Source organism: Accumulibacter sp., from assembly GCF_036625195.1.
Taxonomy (GTDB): domain Bacteria; phylum Pseudomonadota; class Gammaproteobacteria; order Burkholderiales; family Rhodocyclaceae; genus Accumulibacter.
Map to the genome: position 1 here is coordinate 4,128,569 of NZ_JAZKUG010000001.1, position 13,905 is coordinate 4,142,473.

Here is a 13,905-nt window from a genome sequence, read left to right on the forward strand (position 1 = left end):
GGGCACCGGCATCATCGTCCGCTGCCTGCGGGTATCCGCGGGGCTCGCGCCGCCGACGCGCTCCTGCGAATTCCTTGACCCTGATCAACAGTGCCGCCGTCCGCTGGCAGGACAATCCGGACAGCGCTTCCACCGAGGTTTCTCATGCAGACGATCACCGCTTTCCTGTCCGCCGATCATCGCGCCTGCGATGAACTGCTTGCCGTCGTCGAGCACGCACTGGCCGACGGCCGATGGGAGCCCGCGCAAGCGGCCTTCGAGCGCTTTCGCGAGGGCATGCTGCACCACTTCGGCGCCGAGGAATCGCTCCTCTTTCCGCGCTTCGAGCAAAGCACCGGCATCTACCGCGGCCCGACGCAGGTGATGCGCGCCGAGCACCTGCAGATGCGGCAACTGCTGGCCGTGGCGGCAGCGGCACTGGCCGCGCGGGATGCGGATGACTACTCCGGCAACGCCGAGACCCTGCTGATCATGATGCAGCAACACAACGTCAAGGAAGAGAACGTCCTCTATCCGATGTGCGATCAGAGCCTGGCGGCGGAGTTGGCGACGCTGCTGGGAGAGCTGCAGCAGGAAATCGCCGCCGACCGCGGGCTTGCGCCATGACCCGTCCTCGCGCCGACGTCGTCATCGACGCCCGCGGCCTCGAGCCTCCAGAGCCGATGCTGCGCACCATGGAGGCGCTCGATCATCTCGAGCCGAATCACAAGCTGCTGGTGCTGCTGCCGCGCGAGCCCTTCCCGCTCTACCGGGCTCTCGAGCTCAACGGTTTCTCCTGGCAGACCGAGCATCAGGCCGACGGAACGGTGACGGTCCTGATCGAGCACCGCCGGCAGTAATGCAGGCGCTGCTCAGCTTCGACCAGGCACCACCGATCGCGGCGCCTTTCCGCTTCTTCCTGACGGCACCGGTCTTCACCCTGCTCGCCGGCCTGCTCATGCTGGCCAGCGGTCCGCAACTCCTCGCCTCGCGCTGGACGCCGGCAGCGCTGGCGCTGACGCACCTGATCACCGTCGGCTTCATGTTGCAGGTGATGCTCGGCGCGCTGATACAGATTCTGCCGGTGGTCGCCGGCGCGAACATCGCCCACCCGCTGCGCGTCGCCACCTGGGTACACGCCCTGCTTGTTCCCGGTACGCTGTTGCTGGCAGCCGGCCTGCTGACCTCCGATCCACTGGCTCTGCGGCTGGCGGCAGTGGCGCTCGCCCTCGGCGTCACGCTCTTCCTCGTCGCCGCTGGCCACGCGCTTGGCGGCGTGCCATCCGGCAATCCGACGATCCTGGGCCTGAAGCTGGCGTTGCTCGGCCTCGGCATCACCAGCGGGCTCGGCGTCGTCCTGGCGCTGGCGCTCGACGGATCACCCGAACTGCCGGTTCTGCAACTGACGGGCATCCACCTCGCCTGGGGCCTCGTCGGCTGGAGCACCATCCTGCTGGCTGCCGTCGCCCTGGTCGTCGTGCCGATGTTCCAGCTGACGCCGGCGTACCCGCAGTGGTTTGCCCGCCGATTCTTCTGGTCGCTGCTCGTCGTGCTCGCCTGCTGGAGCATCGCCAGCCTCGCCGGGTGGCATTGGCCGGCAACGCTTCTGGCGACCGGCATGCTGGCGCTGCTGGCCGTGTTCGCCGCCCTGACCCTGCACCTGCAGCGACAGAGCAAACGTGCCCGTCTCGACGCCACGCAACGCTACTGGCGCCTGGCGATGCTTTCGGCGCTGACCGCGTGCGCGCTCGCGCTGCTTTCCGTGCTCCTGCCGGAAGCGGCTGCCAGTCGGCCGCTGCCGCTGCTCTGGGGTGTTCTCGTGCTGCATGGCAGCCTGATTTCGGTCATCAACGGAATGCTCTACAAGATCGTTCCCTTTCTCGTCTGGCTGCATCTGCAGAACGCCGGCGGCGGTCGCATCCTGGCACCGAACATGCAGAAGGTGATCGACAGGCGGCAGATCGACCACCAGCTGCACGCACACCTCGTCGCCCTCGCCCTGTTGTCGGCGGCGGCGGTGCAGCCCGAATGGTTCACCTATCCGGCGGCAACCGCGCTGCTCGTCGCCAGCGGCTGGCTGCTGCGCAACCTGCTGGCAGCAACGGCATTCTATCGCCAGCATCGCGAGCGAATCGCCAGCCAGGCTCGCGCGACGCCAGTGCACAGGCCGGGGTGATGGGCTACCTGATCCTGAAACACCTGCACGTCGGCTGTGTCGTTCTCAGCGGCGCCGGGTTCCTGCTGCGTGGTCTGTGGATGCTTGCCGACTCACCGCTACTGCAGCGGCGCAGCGTCCGCATCGTGCCGCATGTCGTCGATACCGTCCTGCTCGGCAGCGCGATCGCGATGATGCTGATCAGCCAGCAGTACCCCTTCGTCAGCGGCTGGCTGACCGCCAAGCTCGCCGGCCTGCTGCTCTACATCGTCTGCGGCACGATGGCGCTGAAACGCGCGCGCAGCAAGCCGCAACGCGCCGCATTCCTGCTTGCCGCAGTGCTCAGCTTCGCCTGGATCGTCTCGGTGGCGCTGACGCGCAACCCGCTGGGTTTCTTCGCCGCCCTCGGCTGAACGCCGCGCGCAGCGGCCAGGCGCGTTGCTCAGCCGCGCTGATGGGTCATCAGCTTGCGCAGACCGGCGGTGTTGAGGATGCGCACCTTGCGCTGGTGCACGGCGACCAGTCCGTCTTCCTGAAAGCGCGAAAAGGCACGGCTGACGGTTTCCAGCTTGAGGCCGAGGTAGCTGCCGATTTCGTCGCGCGACATGCGCAGGTTGAACTCGGCCGGCGAATAGCCGCGCGCCTTGAAGCGCTGCGAGAGGTTGAGGAGAAAGGCCGCCAGACGTTCCTCGGCGCGCATCGTCCCGAGCAGCATCATGACCCCATGGTCACGCACGATCTCGCGGCTCATCACCTTGTGGAAATGGTGCTGCAAGGTGTGGATCTGCCGCGACAGGCTTTCCAGATGCGAGAACGGGATCGCGCAGACCTCGCTGTCCTCGAGGGCAATCGCATTGCAGGTGTGGATCTCGCTGCTGATGCCGTCGAGGCCGAGCAGCTCGCCGGTCATCTGGAAACCGGTGACTTGGTCACGCCCATCCTCGATCAGCACGTCGGTCTTGAAGAAACCGCTGCGCACGGCATAGATCGATTCGAATGCCTGCCCGGCACGATAGAGATGATCACCCCGTTTCAGGCGCCGGCGTGTCGAAACAAGCTCGTCGAGGCGACGCAGATCATCCTGTGGCAGGCCGATCGGCAGGCACAGCTCGCGCAAGTTGCAGTTGGAACAGGCAGTCTTCACGACCTCGAACGCCAGCCTCGCCGTTGCAGCATCGGTAGACATGTCAGCCCTTCGCTTCACTGACTGCCGTGTTTGATCCACGTCAACCCTGCACGCGGCATGGCGGCTGATAATGCCGCCAACCAACCTTGCACCGGGACGATGAGATCCGTCACTGGCAACCTCGTTTTCGATCCACAGATCATCCGCCGCTTCGACGTCAACGGGCCGCGCTACACGTCGTACCCGACCGCGGATCGCTTCGTCGAGGCCTTCGGCGCGGACGCGTCCAGACTCTGGCTCGGCAAGCGCAACATCGGCGCCATCAGCCGGCAGTTGTCATTGTACTTCCACATCCCGTTCTGCAACACTATCTGCTACTACTGCGCCTGCAACAAGATCATCACCAAGGACCACGGCCGCTCCGCCAAGTACCTGAAATACCTGGCGCGCGAGCTGGCACTGCAGAGCAGCTGCCTCGAGGGCGGCGACCAGGAGGTGGCGCAGTTGCACTGGGGCGGTGGCACGCCGACCTTCCTGTCGCACGACGAGATGCGCCAGTTGATGGCCGCGACCCGCAGGCACTTCCGGCTGGTCGAGGGTGGCGAATACTCGATCGAGGTCGATCCGCGCAAGGTGGACCAGGCGACCGTCGCCCTGCTCGGCGAACTCGGCTTCAATCGCATGAGCGTCGGCGTGCAGGATTTCGATGCCGGCGTGCAGCAGGCGGTGAATCGGCTGCAGAGCGAGGCGGAAACCCGTGCGGTGATCGACGCGGCGCGCGCCAGCGGCTTCAAGTCGGTCAGCATCGATCTGATCTACGGGCTGCCGAGGCAGACCGTCGCCGGCTTTGGCCGCACGCTCGAACGCGTCATCGACGCCAGCCCGGACCGCGTCTCGATCTACAACTATGCCCATCTGCCGAGCCTCTTCAAGCCGCAGCGGCGCATCCTCGAAGCGGACATGCCGTCGGCCGACAGCCGTCTGCAGATCCTGGCGCTCGCCATCCAGCAGATGACCGCAGCGGGCTACGTCTTCATCGGCATGGACCACTTCGCGAAGCCTGACGATGAACTCGCGATCGCCCAGAGACAGGGGCGGCTGCACCGCAATTTCCAGGGCTATTCGACGCACTCCGACTGCGACCTGCTGGCCTTCGGCATCTCTTCGATCAGCAAGGTGGGCCCGACCTACTGCCAGAACGTCAAGACGCTCGACGAGTACTACGACCTGCTCGACAGCGGCACCCTGCCGGTGTACCGCGGCATCGAGCTCAATGCCGACGATCTTCTGCGCCGTTCGATCATCCAGTCGCTGATGTGCCACTTCGAGCTGTCGATCGAGTCGATCGAGATCGCCCACCTGATCGACTTCCGCAAGTACTTCGCCACCGAACTCGATGAGCTCCGCGAGATGGTCGATGCCGGCCTCCTGCGCGTCGATGACCGCTGGATCACCGTCCTGCCCCGCGGCCGCATGCTGGTGCGTGCCATCTCGATGGTCTTCGACCGCTACCTGCGAGCCGACCGGCAGCGCACCCGCTATTCGAAGGTCATCTGAGGCGGAGGGCGACGATCAGCCGGGAACGAAGGAGTAGAATCGCAGCTCCCGTTCCCCGGACTGCCGCCCGCCAGCCATGCCCGAATCGAGTTTCCTCGCCCTGCTGCTCGTCGGCCTGCTTGGCGGAACCCATTGCGTCGGCATGTGCGGCGGCATCGTCGGCGCCCTGGCGATGGGTGCGCCTGCCCGCTGCAGCCTGCTGCTCGCCTACAACGCGGGGCGCATCCTGAGCTACGCCGTGGCGGGCGCGATCGTCGGTGCGGTCGGTGAGGCAAGCATCGCGCTGGCCGGGCAGCTGCCGCTGCGCGGCATCCTCTACCTGTTCGCTAACCTGATGCTGATCGCCCTCGGTCTCTACCTGCTCGGCGTCAGCAGCGCCCTCGCGTTCACCGAACGGATCGGTGACAGGCTCTGGCGACAGCTGCAGCCGCTGACCCGGCGCTACCTGCCTGCACGCAGCCCGCTGCAGGCCTTTCCGCTCGGGCTGCTGTGGGGCTGGCTGCCCTGCGGTCTGGTCTACAGTGCTCTGGCAACCGCCCTCAGCAGCGGCTCCGCCGCGCGGGGAGCCGGACTGATGCTCGCCTTTGGCGCGGGCACGCTGCCCAACCTGCTCCTCGCCGGCTTGCTCGCCGCACGCCTGCGCGCCTACACGAGCCGGCCGGCCGTGCGCACCGTCGCCGGCCTCGTCGTCCTCGGCTTCGGTGTCTGGGGACTGCTTGGCCTGCAGCATCTGTGGCACCCGTTCGCTGCCGTTTAGCCATGCCGACGGCGCAACGACATCCGGGCGCGACGGCAGCAGGCCGCGCACCGGCGGCGTGATGAGCACCCCGAACGACAGCCCGCAGCACCTCGACCTGCCGATCAGCGGCATGAGCTGCGCCGCCTGCGCCAGCCGTATCGAGCGCGTGCTGAACCGCATGCCCGGTGTCCGGGCCAACGTCAACCTGGCGACCGAGCGCGCCCAGGTGGAGATCGCCGGCGACGAAACGACGGCGACGCAGGTCGTTGCCGCCATCGACAGGGCGGGCTTCGCGGTGCCGTTGCAGACGCTCGAGCTGGCGATCGGCGGCATGAGCTGCGCCGCCTGCTCGACGCGGCTGGAGAAGGTGCTCAACCGCCTGCCGGGTGTCGAGGCGGCAGTCAATCTGGCCAGCGAGAGGGCGACGATCCGCTACCGTCCGGGCCTCGTCTCCGCCGTCGGGTTGATCGCCGCAATCGAAGCCGCGGGCTTCCACGGACGCCTGGCCGATGCGCAGTCGCGCGCCGACGAACGCGCGCGCAGGATCGCCGAGCAGCGCAGCGAGCTGCTTCGTTTCGTCATCGCCGCTGCCCTCACGCTGCCGCTGGCGGCGCAGATGCTGACCATGTTCGCCGGCGGCGCGCACGCGCACGCGGATCTGCTGCCCCGCTGGCTGCAGCTCGTTCTCGCGACACCGGTGCAGTTCTGGATCGGCTGGCGCTTTTACGAAGGCGCCTGGAAGTCCCTGCGCGGTGGTGGCGGCAACATGGACGTGCTGGTCGCGCTCGGCACCTCGATGGCCTACTTCTTCAGCCTCTTCGTCACGCTGTCGGGTGCGCCGGACCTGCACGTCTATTTCGAGGCGTCGGCCGCGGTCATCACCCTCGTCCTGCTCGGCAAGTTGCTCGAGGCGCGCGCCAAGGCGAAAACCGGCGAAGCGATCGAGGCACTCGTCCGCCTGCAACCGCGAACGGCGCGTGTCGAACGCGACGGCCGGCTGATCGAGCTCGATGCCTCCCTGCTGATCCCGGGCGATGTGTTCATCGTCCGCCCCGGCGACAGCATCCCGGTCGATGGCGAGGTGATCGACGGAGCCTCAAATGTGAACGAGGCGATGCTCACGGGCGAGAGCATGCCGGTAGCCAAGCATCGCGGCGAACGCGTCTTCGCCGCCACCGCCAACGCGGAAGGCATGCTGCGCTGCCGTGCCACCGGCGTCGGCGAGCACACGCTGCTGGCGGGAATCATCCGCCTGGTGGCCGCGGCGCAGGGCTCGAAGGCCCCCGTGCAGCGGCTGGCCGACCGCATATCGGAGGTCTTCGTTCCCGTCGTCTGCCTGGTCGCACTGTGCACTCTCCTCGGCTGGTGGCTCTACGACGGCATCTTCAGCACGGCGCTGATCAATGCCGTCGCCGTGCTCGTCATCGCCTGCCCCTGCGCCCTCGGACTCGCCACGCCGACCGCCATCATGGTCGGCAGTGGACGCGGCGCGGCAGCCGGCATCCTGATCCGGAACGCCGAGGCGCTCGAGCGGGCCGGTGAGATCGATGTACTCGCTCTGGACAAGACCGGCACGCTGACCCGCGGCGAACCCGAGCTGACCGAGGTCGTTCCCCTGGCCGCGGCTGCGGACGAGGCGCTGCAACTCGCTGCCAGCCTTGAGCAGTCCTCCGAACACCCGCTGGCGCGCGCGATCCTGCAACGCGCCCAGACCGCAGGCCTGAACCTGCCGACGGTCGAGGATTTCCGCGCCATTCCCGGGCGCGGCGTCGAGGGCCGCGTTGCCGACCGCTGGCTGCAGCTCGGGGCGCCCGCCGCCTTCGTCGACGCGGCCTTGCCGCAGGCGGTGATCAGGCGCCTGCAGAACGCCGGCAAGACCGTCGTCGTTCTCGGCGAACTGCCGGCAAGCCATCGCGCCACTGCTGGCGGACAGCCGGTGCCGGCAGCCGTGGCACTGGCCGTGCTGGCGATTGCCGACCCGTTGCGCGCGAGCTCGCCACAGGCCGTCGGGCGCCTTGCCGCCCTGGGCATGCGGCTGGTGATGCTGACCGGTGACCACGCGGCAACCGCCGCGGCGATCGCCCGAGCGAGTGGCATCGACGATTTCCGCGCCGGCGTCCTGCCCGGCGACAAGGCGTCCGTGATCCAGTCACTCAAGGGGAGCGGCAAGGTCGTGGCGATGGTCGGCGATGGCATCAACGACGCACCGGCACTGGCGGCGGCCGACGTCAGCTTCGCCATTGGTGCCGGTTCGGATGCGGCGATTGCGGCGGCGGATGTGACGCTGGTACACAGTGATCTGAATGGCATCGCCGACGCCATCCTGCTGTCGCGTGCGACGCTGCGCAAAATCAGGCAGAATCTCTTCTGCGCCTTCGTTTACAATGTGCTCGGGATTCCCCTCGCGGCTCTGGGCATGCTCAACCCGGTGATGGCGGGCGCGGCGATGGCCCTGAGTTCGGTGTCCGTGGTCTCCAACTCGCTCCTCCTGCGGCGGTGGCGCCCGCAAAGCAGCGCGCCCGGCGGACGATCCGGGCAGCGCTTGACCTGATTGGAATGATGGATGGAAAGAATGCTGATCGATGTCTCCGGGATGAGCTGCCAGGGGTGCGTGAAGAGCGTCACCGCTGCCCTGACAGCAGTGGCCGGCGTCGAGCAGGTCGAGGTTTCGCTGCAGTCAGGACAGGCCGCGGTCCGTTTCGACCCGTCGCTCGTCAGCCTTGGCCGGCTGGCTGAAGCGATCGAGGCAGCAGGTTTCGAGGCCCGGCCGGCGCCCTGAGTGACGGTGAATGAATCGCCGCCGGCATGCCGTGACGCGAGGACGGGGTCCGCGTGCCTGCACGACGGGACCCGCCCGGTGAAACGATGTGCGCACGTGCAGGGCTGCACGCCGCTTGCGGCGCCCGGTCGCAGACTGCCCAAGCGACGGTCCGATCGTTGAGCTCCCCGTTTGCCCTGGGTCCCCGTCATCCGGACAGACCCACACTTCGCCCGAGGAAGAAGATGTCGAGAAAGAAGGAAAGAACCGTCGAACCCCAGGTTCCCACAACGGCTGCGGCCGAACCCCTGCGACTGACGCAGTTCTCGCATGGCGGTGGCTGTGGCTGCAAGATCGCCCCCGGAGTGCTCGAACGGATCCTCTCCCGGAGTGTCCCGGCAGTGGTGCCGCGCCAGCTCCTCGTCGGCATCGAGACCAGCGACGACGCTGCCGTGTACCAGTTCAACGACGAGCAGGCGGTGATCGCCACGACCGATTTCTTCATGCCGATCGTCGACGACCCTTTCGACTTCGGCCGCATCGCGGCGACGAATGCGCTGTCCGACGTCTACGCCATGGGTGGAACCCCGCTCCTGGCACTGGCGGTGGTCGGCATGCCGGTCAACCGCCTGCCGCTGGAAACCATCCAGCGCATCCTCGAAGGCGGCGAGGCGACCTGCGCGAAAGCCGGAATCCCGATCGCCGGTGGACACACGATCGACTCGGTGGAACCGATCTATGGCCTCGTCGCCATCGGGCTCGTCCACCCGCGACACGTGCAGCGCAACTCCGGCGCGCGCCCCGGTGACAAGCTGATTCTCGGCAAGGGCCTTGGTGTCGGCTTCTTCAGTGCGGCACTGAAGAAGGGACTCCTCTCACCAGCCTGCTATGCGGTGATGATCGCGTCGACGACGCAGCTCAACACGCCGGGCCGCGCCCTCGCCTGCCTCGCTGGCGTGCATGCGATGACCGATGTCACCGGCTTCGGGCTGCTCGGACATCTGGTCGAGATCTGCAAGGCATCCAGGCTTTCGGCCGTCATCGACTACCCGGCGATCCCGGTCCTGCCGAACGCCGTCGATTACGCTGCCAAGGGATGCATCACCGGTGCCTCCGGCCGCAACTGGTCGAGCTATGGCGAGCATGTCGAGCTCGACAGGAAGCTCGGCGACCTCGAACGTGCCCTGCTGACCGATCCGCAGACCAGCGGCGGGTTGCTCGTTGCCTGCGCGCCCGAGGTTGTCACCGAGGTCCTGGCGGTCTTCCTGCAGGAGGGCTTCGAGCAGGCGACGGTGATTGGTGAGTTGGGCGAAGGCAAACCGCAGGTATCGGTCATCAGGAGTCACTGACGCCCGAGCGGATCGGCGCGCAGGATGCCACGCGCCGCCCTCCTGACCACCTACCCTGGCTCACCGTCGAGCATCAGAGAGACCAGCCCGTCAGCCAGCTTCGGCTCGAACCAGGTCGACTTCGGCGGCATGACCTGCCCGATGTCGGCAACCGCCATCAGGTCCGCCATCTGCGTTGGATACATTGCGAAGGCGACGGCCATTTCGCCGCTGTCGACCCGCCGCTCCAGCTCGCCAAGGCCGCGCATGCCGCCGACGAAGTCGATGCGCGTATCGCGACGCAGGTCGCTGATCCCGAGAACCGGCGCGAGAAGCTGCTCGGCGAGAACCGAGACGTCCAGCCGGCGTACCGGGTCGGACAGCGGCACCAGATCCGCTCGTACCTGTAGCCGGTACCAGCGACCAGCGAGATACATGCCGCAAACCCCGCTGCACTCGGGTCGCAGCGGACCTGCCGCCGGACTGACGCGGTAGCGCTCGCCGACCGCCAGCAGGAAAGCGTCCACGCCGAGGCCGTTCAGATCCCTGACGACCCGGTTGTAGTCGAGGATCTGCATCTGCCTCGCCGGGAAGATCACCGCCAGGAACGAGTCGGCACCACCCCGCCCGGCCTGACGCCGGTTGGCCGCCACGCGCGATGCCGCCGCCGAACGGTGATGGCCATCAGCGATGTAGAGCGCCGGCATGGCGCCGAAGACGGTGCTGATGCGTGCCATGGTGGCACCGTCATCGATCAGCCACAGCGTGTGCCGGATGCCATCCGCCGCTTTCAGGTCGGCGACCGGCGTCTGCCCGGTCGCCCCCGCAAGTAGCTCTTCGGCCTGCGCGTCGTCGGGGTGGGCCAGCAGGACCGGCCCGGTCTGCGCATTCAGCGCCTCGATCTGACGTACCCGGTCATCCTCCTTGTCGGGCCGGGTAAACTCGTGCCTGCGGATGCGGTTGCTGTCGTAGGCAACGATCGAAGCGGCGGCCACCAGCCCGGTCTGCACGTGCTCACCCATCACCAGGCGGTAAGCGTAATAGGCGGGTCGCGGGTCGCGGCACAGGACACCGTCCTCGATCAGTCGCCGGAAGTTCAGCGCCGACCGGGCGTACACCTCTGGGGCGTAGTGATCGACTTCCGGTGGCAGGTCGATCTCGGCCTTCGACACATGCAGGAAGGACAGCGGCTTGCCGGCCGCAGCCAGCCGCGCCTCGTCACTCGACAGGACGTCGTAGGGTGGTGCGGCGACCGCCGCAGCATCGGCGCTGCGCGGCCGCAAACCGGCGAAGGGCCGGATCAGGGATGAATCGGATGTCACATGCGTCTCCCGTTCGAGCGAGTTCCTGGAAAGGGGGCGGCGGCGCGGCGGCGGCCGGTGGCGCCATCTGGCTCTGCACCGCAAACCTCTGTCGTCGCAGGCGTTCGCCTGCCGCAGCCAGTCCTGCGGACGGGGTTCAGCTCAGCGGCCCGTTGGGGCATCTCAGATGCTTCGGTACAGCGCCTCATAACGCAACGCGGAGTCGGCCCACGAGAAGTCCTGCGCCATCCCGCGCTTCTGCAGCTGTTGCCACGCGGCCGCATGACGCATCAGCTTCAGCGCGTCGCCGATTCGCGCGGCAAGAACACGACTGCTGGCGTGGTCGAAGACGAAGCCGTTCGCCGTCCCGGCCCGGAGATGCTCGGGGGTTGCGTCGACCACCGTGTCCGCCAGACCGCCAACCCGTCGCACGAGCGGAATGGTACCGTAACGCAGGGCATAGAGTTGCGTCAGACCACAAGGTTCAAAGCGCGAGGGAACGAGCAGGATGTCTGCTCCGGCCATGATGCGGTGCGACAAGGCGTCGTCGAAACCGAGATAGACCGAGACGGAGGCCGGGTGCGCCCTGGCTGCCGCCCGGAAGGCATTCTCGATCTCGGCGTCACCGCTGCCGATGACCACGAGCTGGCCGCCCGCCGCCAAGACATCCGGCAGCGCCCCGAGGACCAGATCCATCCCCTTCTGCGACGTCAGGCGGCTGACCACGGCGAGCAGAGGCGCCTTGCTCCTGAGCGCAAAGCCGAGCTCCGCCTGCAGCCTGAGCTTGCAGACCCTCTTGCCGCGCAGCCTGTCGGCAGTGTAGTTGTGCGCCAACGCCCGGTCACTGCCCGCATCCCATATCGAATAGTCGACGCCATTGAGGATTCCCGACAGATTGCTGCCACGGCCGCGCAGCAATCCATCAAGGCCCCAGCCGAACTCCGCCGTACAGATCTCGCGCGCGTAGGTCGGACTGACCGTATTGACGCGCGCGGAATGAAACAGCGCTGCCTTCATGAACGACAGCTGACCGTGGAACTCGAGCGCACTCTGATCCGCGCCGGAGATCATCAGTCCCAGATCATTGTGATGATCGAGCGGAAACAGACCACGGAAAGCCAGGTTGTGGATGGTGAACACGGTCGCCGTGTTCAGCGCCGGACACTGCGCGATGTACGCCGGCGCCAGCCCGGCGTGCCAGTCATGCGCATGCACCACCTCAGGTTGCCAGGAAGGGTCGAGTTCGCCTGCGGCCAGATGGGCGGCAATCCAGCCGAGCAAAGCGAAGCGGCGGTGGTTGTCGCGCCAGTCGCGACCGTCGGGACCGAGATAGGGGCTGCCGTCGCGCCGATACAGGAAGGGTGCATCGATGACATACGCCGGCAGCCCGCTGTCCGGCAGACGGCCGCGGCGCAGCGTCACCACCGCAGCGCCGAAGGCTGGACCGAGGCGGATGATCCGTTTTGCTTCGACGATCCCGCCGAGGATCGCCGGCATTCCCGGAAGCAGGACGCGAACGTCGAGCCCACGCGCGGCGAGCGCCGCCGGCAGGGCGGCCACGACGTCCGCCAGACCGCCGGTCTTGACCAGCGGGTAGATCTCTGTGGCGACGTGCAGGACGCGCAACCTCCCTCTCCCGTTCGCGTCAGACCAGTCGCTCGAGCATCTTGCGCGTCACCAGCGTGACACCGCCATTGGTGCGACGGAAGCGACGGGCATCGTCCTCCGGATCCTCGCCGATCACCATTCCAGCCGGGATGCTGCAACCGGCGTCGACGACGCAGTGGCTGAGGCGGGCCCGGGTACCAACCGTCGTGTCCGGCAGCAGCACGGACAGATTGACGCGAGCGTACGAATGGACTCGACAGCTCGAAAAGAGCAGCGAACGATTGACCTCGCCGGAGACGATCGAGCCGCTGGAAACGGTCGACTCGACTGCGGTCCCGCGACGGTCCATATGGTTATGGACGAATTTTGCCGGCGGCAACTGCTGCTGGTAGGTCCACACCGGCCAGTTGCGGTCGTACAGATTGAGCGATGGCACGGTGGCCGTGAGATCGACGTTGGCGTCCCAGTAGGCGTCGATGGTACCGACGTCGCGCCAGTAGTGCTCGCGCCGCACGTCGTCCGGCGCAATCACACAACTGCGCGAGAACGCATGCGCGGCGGCAACGCGGTTGGCAACGGCACGCGGAATGATGTCCTTGCCGAAGTCGTGGTTGGAACCGGGATCGGCGATGTCACGCTCGAGTTCGTCATAGAGGTACTTGGCGTTGAAGACATAGACGCCCATGCTGCACAACGACAGATCGGGATTGCCCGGCATCGCCGGTGGATCGGCCGGCTTCTCGACGAAGTCGGTGATCATCCCCCGGTCGTCGACGGCCATGACGCCGAATTCCCTGGCGTCGCGGCGCGGCACCTCGATGCAGGCGATCGTGCACTCGGCACCGCTCTCGACATGGTCGACGAGCATCAGCGCGTAGTTCATCTTGTACACGTGGTCGCCGGCCAGAACGATCACATACTCGGGTGACGGCCGGTAGGTCTCGAGGATGTCGATGTTCTGGTAAACGGCATCGGCGGTGCCACGGTACCATGACTCCTCGTCCACACGCTGTTGCGCCGGCAGCAGGTCGACGAACTCGTTGACCTCGCCATGCAGGAAGTTCCAGCCTCGCTGCAGATGGCGCAGCAGGCTGTGCGACTTGTACTGCGTCACCACGCCGATGCGCCGGAGCTGCGAATTGACGCAGTTCGACAGTGCGAAATCGATGATCCGGAACTTGCCTCCGAAATGGACTGCCGGCTTTGCCCGGCGATCCGTCAATTCATGCAGCCGGCTGCCACGTCCACCGGCCAGTACCAGGGCGATCGCCCTGCGCGGCAATTGGAATGTCCTCTTGTCAACCATCGTCGTATCCCCAGTTTGACTCGCTTCATCGCATCCGGCGGGAACGCC

General features: G+C 66.9%; 13 protein-coding genes. 9 read left to right on the forward strand and 4 right to left on the reverse strand.

All coding sequences use genetic code 11. The features are described 5' to 3' along the window. The first annotated feature begins 144 nt into the window (after positions 1–144). Genes V5B60_RS18145 through V5B60_RS18160 form a run of 4 tightly spaced genes read left to right on the forward strand, consistent with a single transcriptional unit; the run spans position 145 to position 2,547 of the window. Positions 145–606, forward strand: coding sequence for a hemerythrin domain-containing protein (locus V5B60_RS18145; protein WP_332348884.1), 462 nt, complete (start codon positions 145–147; stop codon positions 604–606). After that, entirely contained in the window at positions 603–839 is a 237-nt protein-coding gene (locus tag V5B60_RS18150; protein WP_332348886.1) for a DUF2249 domain-containing protein, read from the forward strand. Before V5B60_RS18145 ends, V5B60_RS18150 begins: the two co-directional genes overlap by 4 nt. After that, positions 839–2,155 (forward strand): hypothetical protein, encoded by a 1,317-nt coding sequence (locus tag V5B60_RS18155; RefSeq protein ID WP_332348888.1) that lies wholly within the window; start codon positions 839–841, stop codon positions 2,153–2,155. Before V5B60_RS18150 ends, V5B60_RS18155 begins: the two co-directional genes overlap by 1 nt. Next, entirely contained in the window at positions 2,155–2,547 is a 393-nt protein-coding gene (locus V5B60_RS18160) for a SirB2 family protein (RefSeq protein ID WP_332348890.1), read from the forward strand. Before V5B60_RS18155 ends, V5B60_RS18160 begins: the two co-directional genes overlap by 1 nt. A gap of 29 nt (positions 2,548–2,576) precedes the next feature. On the opposite strand, the gene fnr is transcribed toward V5B60_RS18160, so the two are convergent. After that, positions 2,577–3,320, reverse strand: a complete 744-nt coding sequence (gene fnr, locus V5B60_RS18165) for a fumarate/nitrate reduction transcriptional regulator Fnr (protein ID WP_332348893.1) — start codon at positions 3,318–3,320, stop codon at positions 2,577–2,579. A 99-nt stretch (positions 3,321–3,419) separates the two neighbouring features. On the opposite strand from fnr, the gene hemN reads away from it, so the two are divergent. From hemN to selD, 5 genes are all read left to right on the forward strand, one after another. Beyond that, complete coding sequence (gene hemN / locus V5B60_RS18170) at positions 3,420–4,817, forward strand: oxygen-independent coproporphyrinogen III oxidase (protein WP_332348895.1); 1,398 nt, start codon at positions 3,420–3,422, stop codon at positions 4,815–4,817. A gap of 76 nt (positions 4,818–4,893) precedes the next feature. Then, complete coding sequence (locus V5B60_RS18175; protein WP_332348896.1) at positions 4,894–5,574, forward strand: sulfite exporter TauE/SafE family protein; 681 nt, start codon at positions 4,894–4,896, stop codon at positions 5,572–5,574. A gap of 61 nt (positions 5,575–5,635) precedes the next feature. Further along, positions 5,636–8,107, forward strand: a complete 2,472-nt coding sequence (locus V5B60_RS18180; RefSeq protein WP_332348898.1) for a heavy metal translocating P-type ATPase — start codon at positions 5,636–5,638, stop codon at positions 8,105–8,107. 12 nt (positions 8,108–8,119) lie between these two features. Beyond that, a complete protein-coding gene (locus V5B60_RS18185; protein ID WP_332348900.1) occupies positions 8,120–8,335 on the forward strand; it encodes a heavy-metal-associated domain-containing protein in 216 nt (71 codons plus the stop codon). Positions 8,336–8,559: 224 nt separating this feature from the next. Then, positions 8,560–9,663 (forward strand): selenide, water dikinase SelD, encoded by a 1,104-nt coding sequence (gene selD, locus V5B60_RS18190; RefSeq protein ID WP_332348902.1) that lies wholly within the window; start codon positions 8,560–8,562, stop codon positions 9,661–9,663. A 50-nt stretch (positions 9,664–9,713) separates the two neighbouring features. Here selD and V5B60_RS18195 read toward each other — a convergent pair whose 3' ends face one another. The 3 genes from V5B60_RS18195 to glgC form a co-directional block, all read right to left on the reverse strand. Continuing rightward, the gene (locus V5B60_RS18195; RefSeq protein ID WP_332348904.1) at positions 9,714–10,964 is read right to left on the reverse strand and encodes a DUF1015 domain-containing protein; all 1,251 of its coding nucleotides are present in this window, start codon (positions 10,962–10,964) and stop codon (positions 9,714–9,716) included. 162 nt (positions 10,965–11,126) lie between these two features. Further along, positions 11,127–12,569, reverse strand: coding sequence for a glycogen synthase GlgA (glgA, locus tag V5B60_RS18200; protein WP_332348906.1), 1,443 nt, complete (start codon positions 12,567–12,569; stop codon positions 11,127–11,129). A 19-nt stretch (positions 12,570–12,588) separates the two neighbouring features. Next, entirely contained in the window at positions 12,589–13,857 is a 1,269-nt protein-coding gene (gene glgC / locus V5B60_RS18205) for a glucose-1-phosphate adenylyltransferase (RefSeq protein WP_332348908.1), read from the reverse strand. Positions 13,858–13,905: the final 48 nt, after the last annotated feature.